At 69.3% G+C, this 22159-nt stretch carries 22 protein-coding genes and 1 pseudogene; 11 read left to right on the plus strand and 12 right to left on the minus strand.

Annotated elements, in window-relative coordinates; genetic code table 11:
• Nucleotides 1–86 precede the first annotated feature (86 nt).
• Nucleotides 87–1586, plus strand: a complete 1500-nt coding sequence (locus HJD23_RS20550) for a glycosyltransferase 87 family protein (protein WP_171118445.1) — start codon at nucleotides 87–89, stop codon at nucleotides 1584–1586.
• Nucleotides 1587–1704: 118 nt separating this feature from the next.
• On the opposite strand, the gene HJD23_RS20555 is transcribed toward HJD23_RS20550, so the two are convergent.
• The 3 genes from HJD23_RS20555 to HJD23_RS20565 all read right to left on the minus strand — a co-directional run bounded on the left by HJD23_RS20555 (nucleotide 1705) and on the right by HJD23_RS20565 (nucleotide 4444).
• Nucleotides 1705–2736, minus strand: coding sequence for an alanine racemase (locus tag HJD23_RS20555; protein WP_171118443.1), 1032 nt, complete (start codon nucleotides 2734–2736; stop codon nucleotides 1705–1707).
• 87 nt (nucleotides 2737–2823) lie between these two features.
• Complete coding sequence (gene femX, locus HJD23_RS20560) at nucleotides 2824–3945, minus strand: peptidoglycan bridge formation glycyltransferase FemX (protein WP_141312132.1); 1122 nt, start codon at nucleotides 3943–3945, stop codon at nucleotides 2824–2826.
• A gap of 187 nt (nucleotides 3946–4132) precedes the next feature.
• Complete coding sequence (locus HJD23_RS20565) at nucleotides 4133–4444, minus strand: hypothetical protein (protein ID WP_171118441.1); 312 nt, start codon at nucleotides 4442–4444, stop codon at nucleotides 4133–4135.
• Nucleotides 4445–4705: 261 nt separating this feature from the next.
• Here HJD23_RS20565 and rpsF point away from each other — a divergent pair, with 261 nt between their 5' ends.
• From rpsF to rplI, 4 genes are all read left to right on the plus strand, one after another.
• Nucleotides 4706–4996: a 30S ribosomal protein S6 gene (gene rpsF, locus HJD23_RS20570; protein WP_009189556.1), complete on the plus strand. Its 291-nt coding sequence runs from the start codon at nucleotides 4706–4708 to the stop codon at nucleotides 4994–4996.
• 78 nt (nucleotides 4997–5074) lie between these two features.
• Entirely contained in the window at nucleotides 5075–5653 is a 579-nt protein-coding gene (locus HJD23_RS20575; RefSeq protein WP_171118439.1) for a single-stranded DNA-binding protein, read from the plus strand.
• Nucleotides 5654–5712: 59 nt separating this feature from the next.
• On the plus strand, nucleotides 5713–5949 hold the full coding sequence (rpsR, locus tag HJD23_RS20580; protein WP_003949403.1) for a 30S ribosomal protein S18: 237 nt from the start codon (nucleotides 5713–5715) through the stop codon (nucleotides 5947–5949).
• A gap of 17 nt (nucleotides 5950–5966) precedes the next feature.
• Entirely contained in the window at nucleotides 5967–6413 is a 447-nt protein-coding gene (gene rplI, locus HJD23_RS20585; protein ID WP_171118437.1) for a 50S ribosomal protein L9, read from the plus strand.
• Nucleotides 6414–6606: 193 nt separating this feature from the next.
• Here rplI and HJD23_RS20590 read toward each other — a convergent pair whose 3' ends face one another.
• Nucleotides 6607–7944, minus strand: coding sequence for an MATE family efflux transporter (locus tag HJD23_RS20590; RefSeq protein ID WP_171118435.1), 1338 nt, complete (start codon nucleotides 7942–7944; stop codon nucleotides 6607–6609).
• 459 nt (nucleotides 7945–8403) lie between these two features.
• Here HJD23_RS20590 and dnaB point away from each other — a divergent pair, with 459 nt between their 5' ends.
• The 3 genes and pseudogenes from dnaB (at nucleotide 8404) to HJD23_RS20600 (ending at nucleotide 11568) form a co-directional block, all read left to right on the plus strand.
• Nucleotides 8404–9879, plus strand: coding sequence for a replicative DNA helicase (gene dnaB, locus HJD23_RS20595; protein ID WP_171118433.1), 1476 nt, complete (start codon nucleotides 8404–8406; stop codon nucleotides 9877–9879).
• Nucleotides 9880–9921: 42 nt separating this feature from the next.
• Nucleotides 9922–10103, plus strand: a pseudogene (locus HJD23_RS43950) (hypothetical protein).
• Nucleotides 10104–10182: 79 nt separating this feature from the next.
• A complete protein-coding gene (locus tag HJD23_RS20600; protein WP_171118431.1) occupies nucleotides 10183–11568 on the plus strand; it encodes a serine hydrolase domain-containing protein in 1386 nt (461 codons plus the stop codon).
• 102 nt (nucleotides 11569–11670) lie between these two features.
• Here the strand turns inward: HJD23_RS20600 and HJD23_RS20605 are convergent, their stop codons facing one another.
• A complete protein-coding gene (locus HJD23_RS20605; protein WP_171118429.1) occupies nucleotides 11671–12123 on the minus strand; it encodes a GNAT family N-acetyltransferase in 453 nt (150 codons plus the stop codon).
• A 9-nt stretch (nucleotides 12124–12132) separates the two neighbouring features.
• Nucleotides 12133–12591 (minus strand): MarR family transcriptional regulator, encoded by a 459-nt coding sequence (locus HJD23_RS20610; RefSeq protein ID WP_171118427.1) that lies wholly within the window; start codon nucleotides 12589–12591, stop codon nucleotides 12133–12135.
• Between the two features lie 143 nt (nucleotides 12592–12734).
• Here HJD23_RS20610 and HJD23_RS20615 point away from each other — a divergent pair, with 143 nt between their 5' ends.
• On the plus strand, nucleotides 12735–13943 hold the full coding sequence (locus HJD23_RS20615) for an MFS transporter (protein WP_171118425.1): 1209 nt from the start codon (nucleotides 12735–12737) through the stop codon (nucleotides 13941–13943).
• Nucleotides 13944–14094: 151 nt separating this feature from the next.
• Nucleotides 14095–14517: a heme-binding protein gene (locus HJD23_RS20620; protein WP_171118423.1), complete on the plus strand. Its 423-nt coding sequence runs from the start codon at nucleotides 14095–14097 to the stop codon at nucleotides 14515–14517.
• Nucleotides 14518–14585: 68 nt separating this feature from the next.
• Here the strand turns inward: HJD23_RS20620 and HJD23_RS20625 are convergent, their stop codons facing one another.
• Nucleotides 14586–15452: a GNAT family N-acetyltransferase gene (locus tag HJD23_RS20625; RefSeq protein ID WP_171118421.1), complete on the minus strand. Its 867-nt coding sequence runs from the start codon at nucleotides 15450–15452 to the stop codon at nucleotides 14586–14588.
• A 1527-nt stretch (nucleotides 15453–16979) separates the two neighbouring features.
• Here HJD23_RS20625 and HJD23_RS20630 point away from each other — a divergent pair.
• Nucleotides 16980–18341 (plus strand): globin domain-containing protein, encoded by a 1362-nt coding sequence (locus HJD23_RS20630; RefSeq protein WP_232107807.1) that lies wholly within the window; start codon nucleotides 16980–16982, stop codon nucleotides 18339–18341.
• 27 nt (nucleotides 18342–18368) lie between these two features.
• Here the strand turns inward: HJD23_RS20630 and HJD23_RS20635 are convergent, their stop codons facing one another.
• The 5 genes from HJD23_RS20635 to HJD23_RS20655 form a co-directional block, all read right to left on the minus strand.
• Nucleotides 18369–18851 (minus strand): NUDIX hydrolase, encoded by a 483-nt coding sequence (locus HJD23_RS20635; protein WP_171118419.1) that lies wholly within the window; start codon nucleotides 18849–18851, stop codon nucleotides 18369–18371.
• 144 nt (nucleotides 18852–18995) lie between these two features.
• The gene (locus HJD23_RS20640; protein WP_171118417.1) at nucleotides 18996–19901 is read right to left on the minus strand and encodes a LysR family transcriptional regulator; all 906 of its coding nucleotides are present in this window, start codon (nucleotides 19899–19901) and stop codon (nucleotides 18996–18998) included.
• A gap of 229 nt (nucleotides 19902–20130) precedes the next feature.
• Nucleotides 20131–21288, minus strand: coding sequence for a cystathionine gamma-lyase (locus HJD23_RS20645; RefSeq protein WP_171118415.1), 1158 nt, complete (start codon nucleotides 21286–21288; stop codon nucleotides 20131–20133).
• Nucleotides 21285–21776 (minus strand): low molecular weight protein-tyrosine-phosphatase, encoded by a 492-nt coding sequence (locus HJD23_RS20650; RefSeq protein ID WP_171118413.1) that lies wholly within the window; start codon nucleotides 21774–21776, stop codon nucleotides 21285–21287. Before HJD23_RS20650 ends, HJD23_RS20645 begins: the two co-directional genes overlap by 4 nt.
• Nucleotides 21777–21781: 5 nt before the next feature.
• Nucleotides 21782–22159: a phage holin family protein gene (locus tag HJD23_RS20655; protein ID WP_171118411.1), complete on the minus strand. Its 378-nt coding sequence runs from the start codon at nucleotides 22157–22159 to the stop codon at nucleotides 21782–21784.

Raw genomic sequence — 22159 nt, forward strand, 5'->3', positions numbered from 1 at the left:
TGTTTCACGTGAAACAGGGGCCGCCGCACCGCTGAGGTGCGGCGGCCCTCGGCGTACTCCTGGACACGTACGGCAGGATGTGGCCCATGCCCAGTGCAGAAACGACGCGAGTGAGCGCACACGAGCCGGACCCGGTGCGGCCCACCACGGCCGACGAGGTCGCCGCGAGCGGCAGTGAGCTGATCGGCGGTCCCCTCGGGCGACGCGCCTTGCTCGGGACGTCCTGGTGGACTCCCGTGCGGGTGATCGCGCTGGTGGCGATCGGGATGTTCGCCCTCGGGCTGGTCCAGAAGGTGCCCTGCTACAACGGCGCCTGGTTCTTCGGCGCCAGTTCGCAGTACACGCATGCGTGCTACTCGGACATCCCGCACCTCTACAGCGGGCGTGGCTTCGCCGACGGGCTCGTGCCGTACTTCGACAGGATCCCCGGCGACATGGAGTACCTCGAGTACCCGGTGCTGACCGGTGTGTTCATGGAGGTCGCCACCTGGCTCACGCCCGGCACCGGCAGCATGCAGGACCAGCAGCAGTGGTACTGGATGGTCAACACCGGGATGCTGATGGTCTGCGCGGCCGTCATCGCCGTCTGCATGACCCGGATGCACGCCCGGCGCCCCTGGGACGGTCTGCTGGTCGCCCTGGCGCCCGCCTTCGCGCTGACCGCCACGATCAACTGGGACCTGCTGGCGGTCGCTCTGACGGCCGCGGCGATGCTGATGTGGTCGCGGGGCCGTTCCGTGGCCTTCGGCGTGCTGCTGGGGCTCGCCACGGCCGCCAAGCTCTATCCCCTCTTCCTGCTGGGGCCGCTGTTCGTGCTGTGCTGGCGTGCGGGCAAGTGGCGGGACTTCGGCAAGGCGCTTGCGGGCGCGGTCGTCGCCTGGCTGGTCGTGAACCTGCCGGTGATGCTCTTCGCCTTCGACGGCTGGTCGAAGTTCTACACGTTCAGCCAGGAACGGGGCGTCGACTTCGGGTCCTTCTGGCTGATCCTGGCCCAGAACTCCAGTGACCCGCTCAGCACCGAGACGGTCAACGTCCTCGCCATGCTTCTGATGCTGCTGTGCTGCGTCGGCATCGCGGCACTCACCTTCACCGCTCCGCGCCGTCCGCGCTTCGCCCAACTGGCCTTCCTGGTCGTCGCGGCGTTCATCCTCACCAACAAGGTCTACTCGCCGCAGTACGTCCTGTGGCTGGTCCCGCTGGCCGCGCTGGCCCGGCCGAAGTGGCGGGACTTCCTGATCTGGCAGGCGTGCGAGGTCGCGTACTTCCTGGGGATCTGGATGTACCTCGCGTACACGACCAGCGGTGACGCCCACAAGGGGCTGCCGACCGACGGCTACCACTGGGCGATCGGCGTGCACCTGCTGGGGACCCTGTACCTGTGCGCCGTCGTCGTGCGCGACATTCTCATGCCGGACCGGGACGTGGTGCGCCAGGGCGGCGAGGACGACCCCTCGGGGGGTGTCCTCGACCGGGCGGAGGATGTGTTCGTCCTCGGGCCTGTTGCCCATCCGCCGCGGCACGCGGCCCAGTTCGAAGGGCCTCAGGTGGAGTGGGGCGGCGGAAAGGCGACCGACAGTTCGCCTTGAGTGAACAGCCCTTTCGGGGCGTCGTACGCCCGGAGCCGGGCCATGAGAAAGGCCATGAGAAAGGCCGTACACGGAGATTCCGTGTACGGCCTTCCGGCTGTCGTGGACGTCGCCGTCGTCAGCGGTCGAAGAGGCGGTCGAACTGCGTGGTGGTGTGCCGCAGATGGGCCACCAGCTCGTCACCGACCTTCGGCTCCGGGGCGTCCGCCGGCACGAACAGGATGGACACCTGCATGTGCGGCGGCTCGGCGAACCAGCGCTGCTTGCCGCCCCAGACGAACGGCGAGAGGTTCCGGTTGACCGTGGCGAGGCCGGCGCGGGCGACGCCCTTGGCGCGCGGCATGACCCCGTGCAGGGCCTTGGGGGCCTCCAGGCCCACCCCGTGCGACGTACCGCCCGCCACGACCACCAGGAAGCCGTCCGAGGCCGCCCTCTGCTGCCGGTAGCCGAAGCGATCGCCCTTGGAGACGCGGGTGACGTCCAGGACCGCGCCGCGGTACTCGGTGGCGTCGTGGTCCCCCAGCCACAGCCGGGTGCCGATGCGGGCGCGGAAGCGGGTCTGCGGGAACTGCTGCTGCAGCCGGGCGAGTTCCTCGGCCTTGAGGTGGCTGACGAACATCGTGTGCAGCGGCAGCCGGGCCGCACGCAGGCGGTCCATCCAGCCGATGACCTCCTCGACGGCGTCCGAGCCGTCGGTGCGGTCCAGCGGCAGGTGGATGGCGAAGCCCTCCAGCCGGACGTTCTCGATGGCGGCGTGCAACTGCGGCAGGTCCTGCTCGCTGATGCCGTGCCGCTTCATCGAGGACATCACCTCGATGACCACACGGGCGCCCACGAGGCCGTACACGCCGTCGACCGACGACACCGAGCGGATGACGCGGTCGGGCAGTGGTACGGGCTCCTCGCCGCGCCGGTACGGCGTCAGCACCAGCAGGTCACCGCCGAACCAGTCCTTGATGCGCGCCGCCTCGTACGTCGTGCCCACGGCGAGGATGTCCGAGCCCAGCCGTGTGGCCTCCTCCGCCAGGCGCTCGTGTCCGAAGCCGTAGCCGTTGCCCTTGCAGACCGGGACGAGCCCCGGGAACTGCTCCTGCACGTGCTTGTGGTGCGCCCGCCAGCGCGCGGTGTCGACGTAGAGCGTGAGCGCCATGGCCGGACCTGGAACCTTTCTCGTGGCTGCGGTGTATCAGATGCGGTGCATCGGGGGTGTGGAAGCTATCGAAGCAAATGCCGTGGCTCAGCGGCGCGACATGTAGATGTCGAGCGCCTTGTGGAGCAGCTTGTTCAGCGGGAAGTCCCACTCGCCGAGGTACTCGGCAGCCTGCCCGCCCGTGCCGACCTTGAACTGGATCAGCCCGAAGAGGTGGTCCGACTCGTCCAGCGAGTCGGAGATGCCGCGCAGGTCGTAGACGGTGGCGCCGAGCGCGTAGGCGTCGCGCAGCATCCGCCACTGCATGGCGTTCGAGGGCCGGACCTCGCGGCCGATGTTGTCCGAGGCGCCGTAGGAGTACCAGACGTGCCCGCCGACGATCAGCATCGTCGCCGCGGACAGGTTCACGCCGTTGTGACGGGCGAAGTACAGCCGCATCCGGTTGGGGTCCTCGGTGTTGAGGGCCGTCCACATGCGCTGGAAGTACGCCAGCGGGCGCGGCCGGAAGTGGTCGCGCACGGCCGTGATCTCGTACAGCCGTTGCCACTCCTCGAGGTCGTGGTAACCGCCCTGGACGACCTCGACGCCGGCCTTCTCGGCCTTCTTGATGTTGCGGCGCCACAGCTGGTTGAAGTCCTTGTGGACCTCTTCCAGGGAGCGGTTCGCCAGCGGCACCTGGAAGACGTAGCGGGGCTGTACGTCGCCGAAGCCGGCGCCCCCGTCCTCGCCCTGCTGCCAGCCCATACGACGGAGCTTGTCGGCGACCTCGAAGGCGCGCGGCTCGATGAAGTCGGCCTCGATGTCCCGCAGACGCTTGACGTCCGGGTCCTGGATGCCCTTCTTGATGGACGTGGCCTCCCAGCGCCGGATGATCACCGGCGGACCCATCTTCACGGAGAACGCGCCCTGCTGCTTGAGGTGGGCCAGCATCGGCTGGATCCAGTCGTCGAGATTCGGCGCGAACCAGTTGATGACCGGGCCCTCGGGGAGGTAGGCGAGGTAGCGCTTGATCTTGGGCAGCTGGCGGTAGAGGACCAGGCCCGCGCCGACCAGTTCGCCGGTCCGCTCGTCGAACCAGCCGAGGTTCTCCGAGCGCCACTCCGCCTTGACGTCCGCCCAGGCCGGAACCTGCATGTGACTCGCCGACGGCAGGCTCTGGATATAGGCCAGATGCTGCTCTCGACTGATGGTCCTCAGGGTCAGGCTCATTCGGGGCGCTCCTCGGGCTGGTGTGTCCCCATGGGGTCAGGGGCTCCGGCTCTCGCCGAAGCCTACTGCGCCCCATGAGCGCCCCGACTGGGCGTGCGCAACCTTCGCCCCGGCCTGTCGCGGCCGCGGCGGTGAGCGCTGTGCCCGAGGGGCTCAGCGCGGTGTCACAAGACTGTGGTCGAACGGGTCAGAACAGCCCGCCGAACAGACCCCCGTGAGCCATGCCCAGGAAGAAGCCGATGGCCGAGGCGCCGAGGCCCAGCACCAGTCCGAAGCGTTCGCGGGTCGTCTCCGAGATCCACTGGCCGTATGCCCCGGTGAGGATCCCCACCAGGCCGGTCCAGGAGCTGATCAGATGAAGGCCGTCGAACATCGCCGTGACGAAGGCGACCACTCCGAGTACCAGGGTCACCGCGAGCAGTGCGTCCTGGACGGGATGGGGCCGGCCGTCCGTGGCGAAGAGGGATCCGGCGATGTTGGGTCGCAATGCCTGTGCCATGGGGCACCTCCTGCGGAAGGCGGCGCATCGTAGCGCCTTACACACCCGATGTGTACAGATTGACGGGCACCACGGCCGGATTTCAACCGGAAGCGGTGTGCGGGTACTCTGTACCGTCTGCACCGGTGTCTGCCCAGGCCACAGACGGATACCCCGATCGGGGCCCGATTGTCAGTGGCGGCCGATACCGTTGCGTACGCATCACAACCCTCCTGCCACGGAACGACCGTGGCCGCTGAGTCCAAAGGAGGTGGGTTCCACATGCGTCACTACGAGGTGATGGTCATCCTCGACCCCGATCTCGAGGAGCGCTCTGTCTCCCCGCTGATCGAGAACTTCCTTTCTGTCGTCCGTGACGGTGGCGGAAAGGTCGAGAAGGTCGACACCTGGGGCCGTCGTCGTCTCGCGTACGAGATCAAGAAGAAGCCCGAGGGCATCTACTCGGTCATCGACCTGCAGGCCGAGCCTGCGGTCGTCAAGGAGCTCGACCGCCAGATGAACCTGAACGAGTCGGTCCTCCGGACCAAGGTCCTCCGCCCCGAGACCCACTGAGCTTCCGCTCAGCTGATCCCGGGATTCGAGTAGCACCACAAGCAGCCAGCAGCAGCAAACCCGCCGAGAGGTTCCCCCATGGCAGGCGAGACCGTCATCACGGTCATCGGCAATCTTGTCGACGACCCCGAGCTGCGCTTCACCCCCTCCGGTGCGGCGGTCGCGAAGTTCCGTGTCGCGTCCACGCCCCGCACCTTCGACCGTCAGACCAACGAGTGGAAGGACGGCGAGAGCCTGTTCCTGACCTGCTCGGTCTGGCGCCAGGCGGCTGAGAACGTCGCCGAGTCGCTCCAGCGAGGCATGCGCGTCATCGTGCAGGGCCGGCTGAAGCAGCGGTCGTACGAGGACCGTGAGGGTGTCAAGCGCACGGTCTTCGAGCTGGACGTCGAGGAAGTCGGCCCCAGCCTGCGCAACGCCACGGCCAAGGTCACCAAGACCACCGGCCGAGGTGGCCAGGGCGGTTACGGCGGCGGTGGCGGCCAGGGTGGCGGTGGCTGGGGCGGTAGCCCCGGCGGCGGCCAGCAGGGCGGCGGCGCTCCCGCCGACGACCCGTGGGCGACCGGCGCTCCCGCCGGTGGCCAGCAGGGCGGTGGCGGCGGCTGGGGCGGTGGCTCCGGCGGCAGCGGTGGCGGCTACTCGGACGAGCCCCCTTTCTAGGCCTCGCGCGGCCGAGGGTGGGTCGTACCCACACTTCTTGATCACACAGGAGAAACACCATGGCGAAGCCGCCTGTGCGCAAGCCGAAGAAGAAGGTTTGCGCTTTCTGCAAGGACAAGGTCACGTACGTGGACTACAAGGACACGAACATGCTGCGGAAGTTCATTTCCGACCGCGGCAAGATCCGTGCCCGTCGCGTGACCGGCAACTGCACGCAGCACCAGCGTGATGTCGCCACGGCCGTCAAGAACAGCCGTGAGATGGCGCTGCTGCCTTACACGTCCACCGCGCGATAAGGGAGGGTGACCGACTCATGAAGATCATCCTCACCCACGAGGTCTCCGGCCTCGGTGCCGCGGGCGACGTCGTCGACGTCAAGGACGGTTACGCTCGTAACTACCTGATCCCGCGGAAGTTCGCGATCCGCTGGACCAAGGGTGGCGAGAAGGACGTCGAGCAGATCCGTCGTGCTCGCAAGATCCACGAGATCCAGACCATCGAGCAGGCCAACCAGGTCAAGGCCCAGCTCGAGGGTGTCAAGGTTCGCCTGGCCGTCCGCTCCGGCGACGCCGGCCGTCTCTTCGGTTCCGTCACCCCGGCCGACATCGCCTCGGCGATCAAGGCCGCCGGTGGCCCCGAGGTCGACAAGCGCCGCATCGAGCTCGGCGCGCCGATCAAGACGCTGGGCGCCCACGAGACGTCCGTGCGTCTGCACCCCGAGGTTGCCGCCAAGGTCAACATCGAGGTCGTCGCTGCGTAAACGCTGCGCTCGCTGAAGCAGGGAGTGGGGTCGCATCCTTCGGGGTGCGGCCCCACTCGTGTCTCTTGTGGCGAGCGGACGGCCGTGGGTGTTTCACGTGAAACATCGGCAATCGGGCGTCGTTTCACGTGAAACAGCGAGCCGGACTACACCTCCTGCTTCTTGACGTCCTGCTTCTTGCCAGACAGCTTGTTCACCGCGTCGCGCCCGTGACGAGCCAGCGGCCCGAGCGCGTGCGCAGCCACAGGGTGAGCATTCGGATCGTCATCATCAGAGTCATGGCCGCCCACAGCGCGGTGAGCCCGCCACCGACGGTGGGCACGAGGAGCGCCACGGGGGCGAAGACCGCCAGGGTGAGGAGCATCGCCCAGGCAAGGTACGGGCCGTCGCCGGCTCCCATCAGGACGCCGTCCAGGACGAAGACCACGCCGCAGATCGGCTGGGAGAGCGCGACCACCAGCAGGGCGGGAAGAGCGGTGTCCTTCACGGCAGAGTCGCTGGTGAACAGAGGAAGGAAGGCCGGGCGGGCCACGACGACCAGAACGCCGAGTGCGAGGCCGACCGCGATGCCCCACTGCACCATGCGGCGGCAGACGTCGCGGGCTCCCTGCGGGTCATCGGCGCCGAGGTACCGTCCGATGATGGCCTGCCCGGCGATCGCGATGGCGTCGAGCGCGAAGGCCAGCAGGCTCCACAAGGAGAGGATGATCTGGTGGGCCGCTATGTCGGCGTCGCCGAGACGGGCCGCGACGGCTGTCGCGATCATGAGGATCGCCCGCAGCGAGAGCGTGCGGACGAGCAGGGGCGCTCCGGCTTGCGCGGACGCTCTGATACCGGCGGCGTCCGGGCGCAGTGAGGCGCCGTGCCGGCGGGCTCCGCGGATGACGACCACGAGGTACACGGCCGCCATGCCGCACTGGGCGATCACGGTGCCCCAGGCGGAGCCTGCGATGCCGAGGCCGGCGCCGTAGACGAGGACCGCGTTGAGGACGCCGTTGGCGACGAAGCCCGCGACGGCGACGTAGAGCGGCGTCCTAGTGTCCTGCAGACCGCGCAGGACGCCGGTCGCGGCGAGGACGACGAGCATGGCAGGGATACCGAGGGACGAGATCCGCAGGTAGGTGGTCGCGTAGGGGGCCGCCGTGTCCGAGGCGCCGAAGAGTTCCACGAGGAACGGTGCCATGGGCAGGACGACGGCGATGACGCCGGCCCCGAGCAGCAGTGCCAGCCAGATGCCATCCATGCCCTGACGGATCGCTGACGGGAGGTCACCGGCGCCGACTCGTCGGGCCACGGCCGCCGTGGTGGCGTAGGCGAGGAAGACGAAGATGCTGACGGCGGTCGTGAGGAGGGCTGAGGCGACGCCGAGTCCGGCGAGTTGGGCCGTGCCGAGGTGGCCGACGATCGCGCTGTCGGCCAGGACGAAGAGGGGCTCGGCGACCAGTGCGCCGAAGGCCGGGACGGCCAGTGAGACGATCTCCCGATCGTGTTGTCGCCGGGCGGCCCTGGGGGTCGCGGGAGCCTGTGTCATGAGCACCAATCTAATCTTCCACAGGTAAGAGATGCAATGCCATTGTGCCCCTTACTCAACCTGGCGTCGCGTGTGCTGTCGCGCACTGTTCGAAGCGATCTTGCGCTGACTGGGGAAGTTTTTCTTCTGCACAGCCGGTGGATGGGAAAGGTGCAGGTCAGGAGCAGTTTGGGAGCGGCGGTGCGGGCTTGTTCACAGGCCTGTCCACCGGGTCGTGCACAGGTTTCGCGGAGTTGTCCACAGCATCGGGGCCGTCGTCCACATGGCCTGTGGATAACCAGATTGGCTGACGGTGCCGGGGGGCCTACCGTGGTCCGGCGCCCGCTCCCTCTGTCGGCTGTGAAACCGTCACAAAACCAACGCGTATGAACCGGAGCCGGGCCTCTCAGTTGTCAGTGCCGTGCCGTAGAAATGAGGGGCACGGTGAGGTCCGCTCGGCGGACGGGAGGAGGTGGCTCGGTGAGCATTTCCGAGCCCTTGGACGACCCGTGGGCCGACAGCGGTCCCAGCGATCGTCTGCCCTCCCGCCGCCGCGGGGACGGTGGCCGGGGTCGCGAAGAGCAGCATGAGCGAGGCCGGGAGAACGGCGCCTGGGACGGCGGAGGTTCGTCCTTCGAGCGAGTTCCGCCGCAGGATCTCAACGCCGAACAGTCCGTGCTGGGCGGCATGCTGCTGTCCAAGGACGCCATCGCCGACGTCGTGGAGATCCTCAAGGGACACGACTTCTACAAGCCCGCGCACGAGACGATCTACCAGGCGATCCTCGACATCTACGCCAAGGGCGAGCCGGCCGACCCCATCACGATCGCCGCCGAGCTCACCAAGCGCGGCGAGATCAACAAGGTCGGTGGCGCGTCGTATCTGCACACCCTCGTCCAGACGGTGCCGACGGCGGCGAACGCCGAGTACTACGCGGAGATCGTCCATGAGCGGGCCGTCCTGCGCCGCCTCGTGGAGGCAGGCACCCGTATCACGCAGATGGGATACGCGGCCGACGACGACGTCGACGAGATCGTCAACCGGGCCCAGGCCGAGATCTATGCGGTCACCGAGCAGCGCACCAGCGAGGACTATCTGCCGCTCGGCGACATCATGGAGGGTGCGCTCGACGAGATCGAGGCGATCGGTTCACGGACCGGCGAGATGACCGGGGTGCCCACCGGCTTCACCGACTTCGACTCGCTCACCAACGGTCTGCACCCGGGCCAGATGATCGTCATCGCCGCGCGTCCCGCGATGGGCAAGTCGACGCTCGCGCTGGACTTCGCCCGGGCCGCGTCGATCAAGAACAACCTGCCAAGCGTGATCTTCTCGCTCGAAATGGGGCGCAACGAGATCGCGATGCGTCTGCTGTCCGCCGAGGCCCGGGTCGCGCTGCACCACATGCGCTCCGGCACGATGACCGACGAGGACTGGACGCGGTTGGCCCGCCGGATGCCGGACGTTTCCGCAGCCCCGCTCTACATCGACGACTCCCCGAACCTGTCGATGATGGAGATCCGCGCCAAATGCCGCCGCCTCAAGCAGCGCAACGACCTCCGGCTGGTTGTCATCGACTACCTTCAGCTGATGCAGTCCGGCGGTTCCAAGCGGGCCGAGAGCCGTCAGCAGGAGGTTTCGGATATGTCCCGAAACCTCAAGCTGCTGGCCAAGGAGTTGGAGATCCCGGTCATCGCGCTCTCCCAGCTGAACCGTGGCCCCGAGCAGCGCACCGACAAGAAGCCGATGGTCTCCGACCTGCGTGAATCCGGGTCCATCGAGCAGGACGCCGACATGGTCATCCTGCTGCACCGCGAGGACGCCTACGAGAAGGAGTCGCCCCGCGCGGGCGAGGCCGACCTGATCGTCGCCAAGCACCGAAACGGCCCGACCGCGACCATCACGGTCGCCTTCCAGGGCCACTACTCCCGGTTCGTGGACATGGCCCAGACCTGACCCCCGCGCCCGTGCGGGAAGCCGCTGCTAGATTCGGCGGCCATGCGATCACGTGAGTACGACCTGGACTTCCGCGACCAGGCGAGTCGGATACGCGCCTGGGGCATCGGCCTGTTGGTAGTGGCCGGGCGCTCTTCACCACCGGCACGGTGAGCCGGCGGATGAGCGCGCACGCCGAGGCCGTGCGCGAACTGGACAAGATCGCGGACGCCCGGAAGACATAGCTCTGGCCGGTCACCGGCAGGCTGCCGCGCGCGGGGAAATGTGCTCGACGTCTGTCGTCCGGCCGGATGGACTGGGGGCATGACTACATCTCAGGAAGAGTTGCTGCCCTCCACGCGCCGGGCGTTGCTGCACCGGCTTGCTTTGGCTCAGTCCGAGGGGCGTGCACCGTCGATGGTCGCGGCGGTCGTGCGGGAGGGGCGTACCGTGTGGCACGGGGCACGGACGTCGGTGGACGGGCAGGTGCCGGACGAGAACGTGCAGTACCGGATCGGTTCGATCACCAAGACCTTCACCGCGGTTCTGGTGCTGCGGTTGCGCGACGAGGGGCGCCTCGACCTCGGTGACCGGCTGGAGAAGCATCTGCCGGGCACGAGTGCCGGTGAGGCCACCGTCGCCGAACTGCTGGCTCACACCAGCGGGCTGGCTGCCGAGTCCCCCGCCCCCTGGTGGGAGCGCAGCCCGGGTTCGCTGCGCCCGGAGCTGGCCGACGTGCTTGGTGAACGTCCCTTCCTGCATCCGGCCGGGCGGCGTTTCCACTACTCGAACCCTGGCTATACGCTGCTGGGCGCGCTCGTCGAGAGGCTGCGCGGCGCCCCCTGGGAGGACGTGCTGCGGCGCGAGGTGCTTGAACCCCTGGCTCTCGACCGGACGAGTGCGCGGCCGTCGGCGCCGCACGCCGGTGGCTGGGCGGTGCATCCATGGGCCGATGTGCTGCTGCCGGAGCCCGCTGAGGATCTCGGGCGGATGGCTCCCGCCGGTCAGCTCTGGTCGACCACCGGGGACCTGGCGCGGTTCGCCGTGTTCCTCGCGCAGGGCGACGAGCGGGTGCTCAGTGCGCAGACCGTACGGGAGATGCGGGCGCCCGCGGCACCGGCCGAGGCCGCGGATGTCGCGGACGGGGTGACGTACGGACTCGGGCTGCAGATCCAGCACCGGGACGGCCGGTTGCTCGTGGGCCACTCCGGCTCGCTGCCGGGCTTTCTCGCGAATCTCACCCTGAGCGTGGCGGACGACGTGGCAGCGGTGGTGCTCGCCAACTGCACCTCCGGCCCACTGCTGTCGACGGTGGGTGCCGACCTCGTCCGCATCGTCGCCGAAGCGGAGCCGCGCATCCCCGAACCGTGGCGGCCGTTGCATGAAATCGACCCGTCGGTACTGGAGTTGGCGGGGCAGTGGTACTGGGGAACGTACGCCTTCGGTCTGCGCCTGACCGGAGGAGGTGGGGTGTCGCTGGATCCGCTGTCCGGCAAGGGGCGTGGCGCGCGCTTCCGGGCCAATGGGGACGACACTTGGACCGGGCTGGAGGGCTACTACGCTGGAGAGGTGCTGCGGCCCGTACGGCGGGCTGACGGGTCCGTGAGCCATCTGGACCTCGGGTCGTTCGTGTTCACGCGTCAGCCGTACGACGAGACAGCGGAAGTGCCGGGTGGAGTGGACCCGGAGGGGTGGCGGGGGATCGGTTAGCGTCCGCGCTCAAGGTCTGCATGGATGGCCATGTTTCACGTGAAACATGGCCGTTCGTTGCGCAGGGCCGTGCTCGTTTCTCCAGAGCTCAGAGCTCAGAGCTCAGAGCTGGAGCTTGAAACCCACGTGGGACGCCGTGAAACCGAGCCGTTCATAGAAGCGGTGGGCGTCCACACGGGAGTTGTCGGACGTCAGCTGCGCCAACTGGCAACCTTGTCGGCGGGATTCCGCGATCGCCCACTCGATGAGCTGGGTGCCCAGCCCGCTTCCGCGCTCGTCGGCGTGGATGCGGACCCCCTCGATGATCGACCTGGTGGCGCCACGTCGGGAGAGCCCGGGAATGATCGTGAGCTGAAGCGTGCCGACGACTCGGCCCTCACGAACGGCGACGACGAGGTGCTGGTTCGGGTCGGCGCCGAGGCGCTCCAGCGCGGCCTGGTACGGGGTCAGGTCGTCCGGTGACTCGCGCTGCGCGCCCAGCGGGTCGTCGGCGAGCATGCCGACGATCGCGGGGAGGTCGTTCGTGACCGCGGCTCGTATCTCAAGATCTCCCATGTCCGCACCCTATGCGGGCACGCTCACCGACTCCACGGCCCGGACCAGCGGGGCCAGCTCGGGGTTCTTGGCCGCCTCGTCGAGCGCCTCACGCAGGGCGGCGTCATTGGTCGGCCGCGCCTCCTCCAGCAGCTTCAGGCCCGCCTCGGTCACGTTCGTGTAGATGCCACGGCGGTCGGTGGGGCAGAGATACCGCTCCAGTAGACCGCGGTCCTCAAGCCGGGTGACCAGCCGAGTGGTGGCGCTCTGGCTGAGGACGACCGCGTCGGCGACCTGCTTCATCTGCAGATGCCCGCCGTCGCCGTCGTGCTGCCGGCTGAGCACGTCCAGCAGGGAGTACTCGCGCACGCTCAAGTCGTGCCCGGCCTGCAGGGCGCGCTCGATGTGCGCCTCGATCCTCCCGTGCAGCAGAGCAAGGGCGGACCAGCCCTGGGCGAGAGCGGTGAGCGCAGGGTCCGTCGCTGTCATTGGCGTTTCCTCCGTCCCGGAGCGGCTGAATCCAGGATAGAGCAGCCTCGCAATAGCCTGCGGTTGCATATTGCCCGCGCCTGCAACTATTGTGAACGCACGCAAAGCGCTCCTGCAATCGTCTGGGAAGGTGTATTCCCCCCATGCCTCTCGCGCTTCTGGCCCTCGCGATCGGGGCCTTCGGAATCGGCACGACCGAGTTCGTGATCATGGGCTTGCTGCCTGAGGTCGCGACCGACTTCGGGGTCTCCATCCCGACAGCCGGCTTCCTGGTGACCGGCTACGCGCTCGGCGTGGTGCTCGGCGCCCCGCTGATGACCGTGCTCGGCACCAAGGTCTCCCGGAAGCGGATGCTGATGGTGCTGATGGGTCTGTTCATCGTCGGCAACCTGCTCTCCGCCCTCGCCCCCGCCTTCGCCGTGATGCTCATCGGCCGTGTGGTCGCCTCACTCGCCCACGGTGCCTTCTTCGGCATCGGCTCGGTGGTCGCCGCCGAGTTGGTCGCTCCGGACAAGAAGGCCGGAGCCATCGCGATGATGTTCACCGGCCTGACCGTCGCCAACGTCGTCGGCGTGCCGCTGGGCACGCTCGTCGGGCAGTCTCTGGGCTGGCGCGTCACCTTCGCCGTCGTCGCCGCGCTCGGTGTAGTCGGCCTGGTCGGCATCGCCAAGCTCGTCCCCGAGATGCCCAAGCCCGAGGGTGTTCACCTGCGGCACGAACTGGCCGCCTTCAAGAACGTCCAGGTCCTGCTCGCCATGGCGATGACCGTCCTCGGTTTCGGCGGCGTCTTCGCGGCCATCACCTACATCGCGCCGATGATGACTCATGTCGCGGGCTTCGCCGACGGCTCTGTCACCTGGCTGCTGGTCCTGTTCGGCCTCGGCATGGTCGGCGGCAACCTGGTCGGCGGCAAGTTCGCCGACCGCGCCCTGATGCCGATGCTGTACGTCTCCCTGAGCGCCCTCGCGGTCGTGCTGGCGCTCTTCACACTCACGGCGCACGACAAGATCCTCTCGGCCGTCAGCATCGCGCTGATCGGCGCCCTGGGCTTCGCGACCGTCCCGCCGCTGCAGAAGCGCGTCCTCGACCAGGCGCACGGCGCCCCGACTCTCGCCTCCGCCGTGAACATCGGCGCCTTCAACCTGGGCAACGCCCTCTCCGCCTGGCTCGGCGGTCTGGTCATCGCGGCCGGCCTCGGCTACACGGCCCCGAACTGGGTCGGCGCCGTCCTCGCCGCGGCCGCTCTGCTCCTCGCCGTCCTTTCGGCCGCGCTGGAGCGCCGGGAGAGCACTCCGAGTGCCGTCGTCGGGGTCGGCGTCCCCGCCGAGGAGCGGGCCACCATCCACCACTGACCGCGCCGGACGCCGCACGACCGCACGCCTCGCCGTACGTCCCCCCGTCCGATCACCACTGAACCGAGCCGGGTCCACGCGGGGCCAGGGCCGTCCCCGCGCCGCCCGGCCGAACCCCTCACCAGCAATGCACGCAAGGAGAAACCCCGCAATGAGCACCACCACCGCCGTCGCGCCGCTGACCATCCACGACGCCGAGGTTCTCGTCACCGCGGCCCGCCGCGCCGCCGAGGCCGCCGGAGCGACCGTCAGCGTCACCGTCCTGGACGCCGGCGGGCACCTGCTCGCCTTCCGTCGCGACGACCGGGCCGTGCTGATCTCCGGAGAGACCAGCACCCGCAAGGCGTACACCGCCCTCCAGCTGAACGCGCCGACCGCCGACCTCGTCGACGCGGTCAAGCCCGACGGGCCGTTCCACTCCCTGCAGACCGCGCTCGACCGGCCGCTGCTGTTCATCGCGGGCGGTCTGCCGATTCACCGTGACGGATGGCTGATCGGTGCCATCGGAGTGGGCGGCGGCGCCCCGGAGCAGGACCACGGCTTCGCCACGGCCGCCGTGGAGGCGCTCGCCTGACGGCAGCTCGGTTCATCCACGACAGGACGCCGGTTCCCCAAGGGGCCGGCGTTCTCCCTTTCCGGACCTCAGCCCGCTGCCACCGTCAGCGGAGCGAAGCGCCGGCGCCAGTCACCCGGGAGTTCCGCCACTCCGTACGTCATCACCGCGTTGAAGGCCACCGACGCCATGCCCCGCTCCTTCGCCCACATGACCAGTTCCTCGTGCCGGACGTCGATGTCGGTGCGCAGCGGGCGGTCGGTGTGGGTGGCGAGCGAGGCGATCAACGCCTTCGCGGTCTCCGTGTCCCGGGCGATCAGCGGGCCGACGACATGTGTGTTCATGTTGGGCCAGGCGGCCGCGTAGCCGATGATCCGGCCGTCTTCCTCGGCGACCCGTACCTGGTCGGCGAAGGCGGGCAGGCGCGTGATGATGTGCGTGCGATCGGCACCGAACACCTCCGCGTCGATGCGGAGGATCTTGGTGAGGTCCTCGCCGGTTGCTGGGCGGGTGGCCACCCTGGGCTCGGGTCCGCCGGGCATGAAAGAGCCGCGCAGCATTTCTGCGCGGCCGGTGACCTTGAAGCCGAGTTCTTCGTAGAGCGGGAGACCGTTCGGCGTGGCGTGCAGCGTCAGTGGCGTGGTGCCCATCGTCGACATCACGTGCTGCATCAACCGGCGCCCGACGCCCTGGCGTGCGTGCCGTTCGGCGACCAGCACCATCCCCACGGCTCCGAGCTCCGGGCGTTCCTGCGGCCCGTACTCGGTGACTGCACAGGCGGCCACGAGCCCTCCCTGAGGGTCGTCGATGCCGTATCCGGTCCCGGCGGTGAGGAGGAAGCTCCATTTGTGTTCCTCGCGCGGCCACCCCCGGTCCTCGGACAAGTCCGCGCAGACCTTGAGGTCGCGACGGGTCAGACGGCGAATCGGCAGAGCAGCGAGGGAAGGAGTAGGCACGCAGGTCAGGCTGTCTGACCGGTGCCCTTGACGTCCACCTGTTTCGGCAGAGAGGTACGCCCTTTTGGCCAACTCGTGGGCGAATGCGGGGCACATGGACAAGCGCGGGGTGTTTCACGTGAAACATCGGCGAACGGCGAGCATCCATCGGTGGCACCGGCCGAGCGTGTCCCCGACTTGCAGCGTCGCCGGAGGAGGATCTGTGGGATGCCTATGAATTGGTGCGGCGCGCGCCGACATTGGGGGAATCGCTGGATTGCCCCACAGTCAAATTCGTGGTCGCCGAAGGTGGGACTTGTGTGCGGGGCGGTGGCCGGTATGGTCGACTCCGGTTCCCCGTACGGGATGCAGAGCACACTTCCCGTCGGGGCCGGGAGCAGGGCAATGCAGCCTAACGGGACGGAGAGATCGAAGACCCGCATTCTCGGTTAAGCGACCGGGGCGTCCATGTGAAGTGGGACGCTGCGGTGAGAACACTGCGGCCAATGTCACACTCTCGTCCTACTTGTCCGTACGCAGCGGGAACACGAGTTGACTATGGCTGCGTTGGCCGCGACGCCGAACGGGAACAGCAGCCGGCTGCGGAGGAAGCAGGCATCTTCCGACCGAGGAAGTGCGCAGACCGACCGAAAGATGTTCGAGGCGAGGCACACCATGGACGCTCCGGCCACCACGTCGGACGACAACGGCACTTCGGGCGGCGGGGGCGGCTGGTTCATGCCGCGGAAGAATCCGGTGCCGGCTCAGGGGACCGAGCGGGAGGCCATGGACGGCCGCCGCCTGGCCGGCATGCGCCCGGTGGGCCGGGCCACGTCGGGCACCGACTCGGGCGCGCCCACCGGCGAGGCCGCACCGAACGCCGCCTCGCAGCGCGCGGAGCAGCACGGACATCCCGAAGTCGACGAGCCGCTCGCCCGGCCCTACGTCGCCGAGGCCTTCTCCCGGCGGCATACGACGGACCCGGCCGCCGACGGCCAAGCCCGCCCGACCCTCGGTGCCCCGGCCGCCGGTGATGCGGCTGACGCTGAGCCGACGCCCCCCATACGCGGCACGGGCGCGTCCCCGTGGGTGCGGGCGCCAGAGACACCGGGAGGGGCCTCCGCGCCGGAAGGGGTGACCGGATCGCGGCCCCCGGAGCCGCAAGAACGAGCGCACGGCCCGGGGCCTCTCGGGCCGCCGCAGACCTCGCAGGCAGCACCGTGGGAGGTCATCGCCGCGCCACCCGCCTACGGCGCCCCGCCCGCCGCCACCGATGTCGCGGCGGATCATGAGCGAATAACCCAGGCGGCCACAGCCACGCCCGCGCCGCCTTCGACGCGCACCGAACCGCTGCCTTCCGACCAGCGCACGGCGCCCCTCACCGAGGCCCCGCCCGCCACGCACCGCGTACCCACCCAGCGCCACGCTCCGGCAGACCACGCCGAGCCGTCCCTCTTCACGGCCGGTGGGAAGCCCTCCGCCGCTCCGGCCCCGCGCACCGAGCCGTCCACCGCCCCGGCGGCCCCACACAGTGAGCCGTCCACCGCCCTGGCGGTCCCACACAGCGAGCGGTCGAGCCACGCCCCGCGCCCTCAGCCGCAGACACCCAGCTCCGCTCCGCACCCACAGCCGGACGCGCCCAGCGCTGCCGCCCCGCACCCACAGCCGGACGCGCCCAGCGCCGCCGCCCCGCACCCGCACGCCACACCAACGGGCACCGCCCCGCAAGCCGCCCCCTCCAGCCCGGCCGCCCCACACGCCGAGCCGTCCGCCACCGCCACCCCACAAGAGGACGCATCCCCGGATGCCGTCCTCATCCGGCGCACCATGTCCACGGTCGCCCCCGTCGCCGACAAGGTCACCTCGTACTTCTACGCCCTGCTCTTCGTCCGCCACCCCGACCTGCGCCCCCTGTTCCCCGCCGCGATGGATGCCCAGCGCGACCGCCTGCTCAAGGCGTTGCTCACGGCCGCCGAGCACATCGACAACACCGACGTACTCGTGCCCTATCTGCAGAACCTGGGCCGCGGACATCGCAAGTACGGCACGCAGCCCGAGCACTATCCGGCCGTCGGCGAGTGTCTGATCGGGGCACTGAGCCGGTACGCCGAGTCCGTCTGGGACGACGAGACAGAGGCGGCCTGGGTACGGGCGTACACGACGATCTCGCAGGTCATGATCGACGCGGCGGCCGCGGACGAGCTTCGCGCCCCGGCCTGGTGGTACGCGGAGGTCGTCTCGCATGACCTGAGGACCCCGGACGTCGCCGTCATAACCGTCCGCCCGGACCAGCCCTATCCCTTCCTCGCCGGGCAGTACACGAGCCTGGAGACCCCGTGGTGGCCGCGCATATGGCGGCACTACTCCTTCGCCTCCGCGCCCCGCTCCGACGGACTACTCAGCTTCCATGTGAAGGCGGTCCCGGCGGGCTGGGTCTCCAACGCCCTCGTGCACCGCGCCCGGCCCGGCGACGTCATCCGCCTCGGGCCGCCCGCCGGTTCGATGACCGTGGACCACACCACCGACAGCGGACTGCTCTGCCTGGGCGGCGGTACCGGCATCGCGCCGATCAAGGCCCTGATCGAGGACGTCGCCGAGCACGGCGAACGGCGACCGGTCGAGGTGTTCTACGGCGCCCGCACCGACCACGACCTGTACGACATCGACACGATGCTCAGGCTCCAGCAGACGCACCCATGGCTCTCCGTGCGCGCGATCATCGACCAGCAGGCGCACATCCAGCTCCCCGACGCCATAAGGGAGTACGGCCCCTGGAACGAGTACGACGCCTATCTCTCGGGCCCGCCCGGCATGATCCGCAGCGGCGTGGACGCCCTGCGGGACGTCGGCATCCCGTCCGAGCGCATACGGCACGACTCCGTGGAGGAACTCGTCGCCGCCGGTAGCTGACGGGTGAGACACCGAACGTCGACCAGCTCAGCCCAGGTCGGGCGCGTGCATGGCCCGTACGCCCTCGATGTTCCCGTCGAGGTAGTGCCGCAGCGACAGCGGGACGAGATGCACGGAGGCGATCCCGACGCGGGTGAACGGCACTCGTACGATCTCGTACTCGCCCGTGGGCTCGTCGACCTCGGGACCGTGCCGCAGGGACGGATCCATGGACTCGAGCCGGCAGACGAAGAAGTGCTGTACCTTCACGCCGGTCGCGCCGCCGTCCTCGCCGATGTGCTCGACGGTGTCCACAAAACATGGCACGACATCGGTGATCTTGGCGCCCAGTTCCTCGTACACCTCGCGATGCAGGGCATGGACGACGGTGGGGTCACCGGGGTCGACCCCGCCACCGGGAGTGACCCAGTAGGGATCGACACCGGGCTTGGTGCGCTTGATCAGGATCAGGTCGTCACCGTCCAGGAGAACGGCGCGGGCGGTGCGCTTGACCACGGGTCGGACGGTCATGGGAGAAATGTGGCCCGACATGTTCCACGTGAAACATCGCGGATCGTCACCCGCGGGCGCCCCCGCCCCCGCCCTCGCCCGACAGGAGCCGGCCCCGTGTTCAACACTCGTCGGTGGCCGGTCGCTGCAGCCCCTCGTGCAGCTTCAACACCAGTCAGTGGCCGCCCGCTGCAGCCACTCGTGGGCCCGCGCGATATGCGGCATGGCCAGCGTTCCGGTGCGCACCACCAGGAAGTACGTCCGCAGGGGCGGCACCGCCGGTTCGTGCAGGGTGACCACCTCACCGCGCTCCAGGGCAGGCGCGCACAGATAGCGGGGCAGCACCGCGAGCCCCGCGCCCGCGGCCGTACAGGCCAGGACGGCACGTAGATCGGGGACGATGACGGTGCCGGACGCGGCCGGGCGGGAGTCGAAGACGGAGGCCCAGTAGCGGGCGACGAAGGGCAGCGACTCGTGCACCTCGACGACGGGAAGGTTCTCCAGGGCGGGCGCGCCCTTGTGGCGCAGCGTCCCGGCGTCGATCTCCTCCGCCCAACGCGGGGCGGCGACCAGAACATGCTCCTCGTCGCAGAGCGCAGTCGCGGTGAGCAGGGCGCCGCGTGGGCGGGCCGTGCTGATGGCCAGATCATGATGGCCGGCGGCCAACCCCTCCAGCGTCTCCTCCGCGTTGCCGAAGGAGGCGCGCAGGGCGAACCCCTGGCCGTCCTCCCCGGTCAGTTCCACCAGTGCGGGCAGCGCCCGCTCGGCGGTGAACTCCGGGGGCCCGGCCAGATGCAACGTCCGTAAGGAGGACTCGTCGTCGAGTCCGCTCTCGGCGATCTCCACCAGCGCGTCCAGGTGCGGAGCGGCCTTGTGCGCGAGTTCATCGCCCATGGTCGTCGGCGTCACACCGCGCGCCTGCCGCAGGAACAGGGGACGGCCCAGTTGCCGTTCGAGGGTGCGGATCTGTGAGGTGACGGCCGGTTGGGAGAGGCCCAGCAGGGCGGCGGCGCGAGTGAAGGAGCCGGCCCGGTGCACGGTCACGAACGTGCGCAGCAAGGCCAGATCCATGGCGCCCGCCACCCCCTTCCCGTGCGCTGCTCCCACGCCTGAGGCAGGGCCCAACTATAAATAAGTCGATAGGTCTCTGTCGCTACAGTGATTGGACACTGACAGAGAGTCAACTAGCCTTGGTCGCGCGGTTCTTCGCGCGCGGAACCGAGGACGGTCCGAGCCACGAGGGGGGAGGCTCGGACCGTCCGTCTTTCGTAGTCGGACCCCCACCGGGCGTCCGTAAGCGTCACTGCGCCGACTCGTCCAGCGCGCGCAGCACATCCGCCACCAGGTCCTTGGCGTCCTCCGCGCCGACCGACAGCCGGATGAAGCCCTCCGGCACCGCGTCCCCTCCCCAGCGCCCGCGCCGCTCGGCCGTGGAGCGCACCCCGCCGAAGCTCGTCGCGTCGTCCACAAGCCGCAGTGCGTCGAGGAAGCGGTCCGCACGCGCGCGCGTGGGCAGCGTGAACGACACCACGCACCCGAAGCGGTGCATCTGCTGCGAGGCGATCTTGTAAGACGGGTCGCTCATCAGCCCCGGGTAGCGCACCCCGAGATCCTCGTGCCAGTCGCGCAGCGCCTCGGCCACCGCCAGGGCGCCGGCGTTCTGCCGCTCGACGCGCAGCTGGAGCGTGGCGATCGACCGATGTGCCAGCCAGGCCTCCATCGGGCCCGGAATCGCCCCGACGATCTTGCGCCAGCGACGTACGGCGGCCATGGCCTCGGCGTCGCGGCCGACGACGTACCCCAGGAGGATGTCTCCGTGCCCGGTGAGCTGCTTGGTGCCGCTGGCGACGGAGAAGTCGGCGCCGAGGTCCAGCGGGCGCTGCCCGAGCGGTGTGGCGAGTGTGTTGTCGACGGCGACCAGGGCCCCGCGCGCGTGTGCCGCCTCGGCGAGCCGCCGGATGTCGCACACATCGAGCCCGGGGTTCGACGGGGTCTCGATCCACAGCAGCTTCGCGCCGTCGAGGACGTCGAGCTGGGCGTCGCCGCCGGTCGGCGCGGTGCGCACCTCGATGCCGTACGCCTCCAGCTGGGCACGCGCCAGCGACAGCGCCTGATAACCGTCGCTGGGCAGCACGACCGCGTCGCCCGCGCGCAGCTGCGAGAAGAGCACCGACGAGATGGCGGCCATCCCGGAGGCGAACACGAGCGTCTCGACGCCGTGCCGCCCGGGCGCCTCCAGTTCGCCGATCGCCCGCTCCAGATGCGTCCAGGTCGGGTTTTCGTCACGACCGTAGGTGTACGGTCCCGTGGGCTCGCCCGGCAGATGGTAGTGGGCGGCGAACACCGGGCCCGGCAGGGTCGGCTCGTACTTCACCGGCTCGGGCAGCCCCGCCCGCACCGCGCGCGTGCCCTCGCCGACGCCCCCCTCCGCGCTCGTACCGTGCGCAGAACCGCTCATGCCGCCCGTCCTTCCAGGTGCTCACGTACCGCGGCGAGCAGTCCCGTACTCGCCGCCTCCACCATCTCAAGGCACTCCTCGAAGCCGTCCCGGCCCCCGTAATAGGGGTCCGGGACGTCCAGGTCGTCGCCCGCGGCGGGATCGTAGGAACGCAGCAGACGCACCTTCGCCGCGTCCTGCTCGGTGCGGGCGAGGCGGCGCAGCGCCTTCAGGTGTCCGGAGTCGAGCGCGATGACGAGATCGAGCCGGGAGAACCACGACGGCTGGAACTGCCGTGCGATGTGCTCACTGCCGTAGTCGTGCTCCCGGAGTACGGCCACGGTGCGCGGGTCGGCCGGTTCACCCTCGTGCCAGCCGCCCGTGCCGGCGCTGTCGACCACGACGCGGCCGTCCAGCCCGGCCTGCGCGATCCGGGCGCGGAAGACGGATTCGGCCATCGGGGAGCGGCAGATGTTGCCGGTGCAGACGAAGCAGACGCGGTAGGTCATGGCGCTCAGTCCCGGTCCGGGAGGACGATGTTGAGCGCCCAGGAGACGATCGAGATGATCAGGCCGCCCAGTACGGCCGTCCAAAAGCCCTCGACGTGGAAGCTCAGGTCGAGCTTGTCGGCGAGCCACGAGGTCAGCAGCAGCATCAGCGCGTTGACGACCAGGGTGAACAGGCCGAGCGTGAGGATGAGCAGCGGCAGGCTGAGCAGCTGCACGATCGGCTTGACCACGACGTTCACGAGGCCGAAGATCAGCGCGACCAGGAGCAGCGTGCCGACCTTCTTCCCGGTGCTGTCCCCGGTCAGGGTGATCTTGTCGAGCAGCCATACGGCGACCGCCAGGGCGCCCGCGTTGGCGATCGTCTTGACTACGAAATTCATCAT

The organism is Streptomyces sp. Z423-1, from assembly GCF_013009255.1.
GTDB lineage: Bacteria > Actinomycetota > Actinomycetes > Streptomycetales > Streptomycetaceae > Streptomyces > Streptomyces gossypiisoli.

Coding starts and splice junctions, on each gene's coding strand:
- HJD23_RS20655 (WP_171118411.1), bottom strand. CDS start 22,159: ATGATGAATTTCGTAGTCAAGACGATCGCCAACGCGGGCGCCCTGGCG.
- HJD23_RS20590 (WP_171118435.1), bottom strand. CDS start 7,944: ATGACACAGGCTCCCGCGACCCCCAGGGCCGCCCGGCGACAACACGAT.
- rpsF (WP_009189556.1), top strand. CDS start 4,706: ATGCGTCACTACGAGGTGATGGTCATCCTCGACCCCGATCTCGAGGAG.
- HJD23_RS20600 (WP_171118431.1), top strand. CDS start 10,183: ATGACTACATCTCAGGAAGAGTTGCTGCCCTCCACGCGCCGGGCGTTG.
- rplI (WP_171118437.1), top strand. CDS start 5,967: ATGAAGATCATCCTCACCCACGAGGTCTCCGGCCTCGGTGCCGCGGGC.
- HJD23_RS20615 (WP_171118425.1), top strand. CDS start 12,735: ATGCCTCTCGCGCTTCTGGCCCTCGCGATCGGGGCCTTCGGAATCGGC.
- HJD23_RS20565 (WP_171118441.1), bottom strand. CDS start 4,444: ATGGCACAGGCATTGCGACCCAACATCGCCGGATCCCTCTTCGCCACG.
- HJD23_RS20575 (WP_171118439.1), top strand. CDS start 5,075: ATGGCAGGCGAGACCGTCATCACGGTCATCGGCAATCTTGTCGACGAC.
- HJD23_RS20620 (WP_171118423.1), top strand. CDS start 14,095: ATGAGCACCACCACCGCCGTCGCGCCGCTGACCATCCACGACGCCGAG.
- HJD23_RS20610 (WP_171118427.1), bottom strand. CDS start 12,591: ATGACAGCGACGGACCCTGCGCTCACCGCTCTCGCCCAGGGCTGGTCC.
- HJD23_RS20550 (WP_171118445.1), top strand. CDS start 87: ATGCCCAGTGCAGAAACGACGCGAGTGAGCGCACACGAGCCGGACCCG.
- HJD23_RS20635 (WP_171118419.1), bottom strand. CDS start 18,851: ATGACCGTCCGACCCGTGGTCAAGCGCACCGCCCGCGCCGTTCTCCTG.
- HJD23_RS20645 (WP_171118415.1), bottom strand. CDS start 21,288: ATGAGCGGTTCTGCGCACGGTACGAGCGCGGAGGGGGGCGTCGGCGAG.
- HJD23_RS20605 (WP_171118429.1), bottom strand. CDS start 12,123: ATGGGAGATCTTGAGATACGAGCCGCGGTCACGAACGACCTCCCCGCG.
- femX (WP_141312132.1), bottom strand. CDS start 3,945: ATGAGCCTGACCCTGAGGACCATCAGTCGAGAGCAGCATCTGGCCTAT.
- HJD23_RS20650 (WP_171118413.1), bottom strand. CDS start 21,776: ATGACCTACCGCGTCTGCTTCGTCTGCACCGGCAACATCTGCCGCTCC.
- HJD23_RS20640 (WP_171118417.1), bottom strand. CDS start 19,901: ATGGATCTGGCCTTGCTGCGCACGTTCGTGACCGTGCACCGGGCCGGC.
- rpsR (WP_003949403.1), top strand. CDS start 5,713: ATGGCGAAGCCGCCTGTGCGCAAGCCGAAGAAGAAGGTTTGCGCTTTC.
- HJD23_RS20555 (WP_171118443.1), bottom strand. CDS start 2,736: ATGGCGCTCACGCTCTACGTCGACACCGCGCGCTGGCGGGCGCACCAC.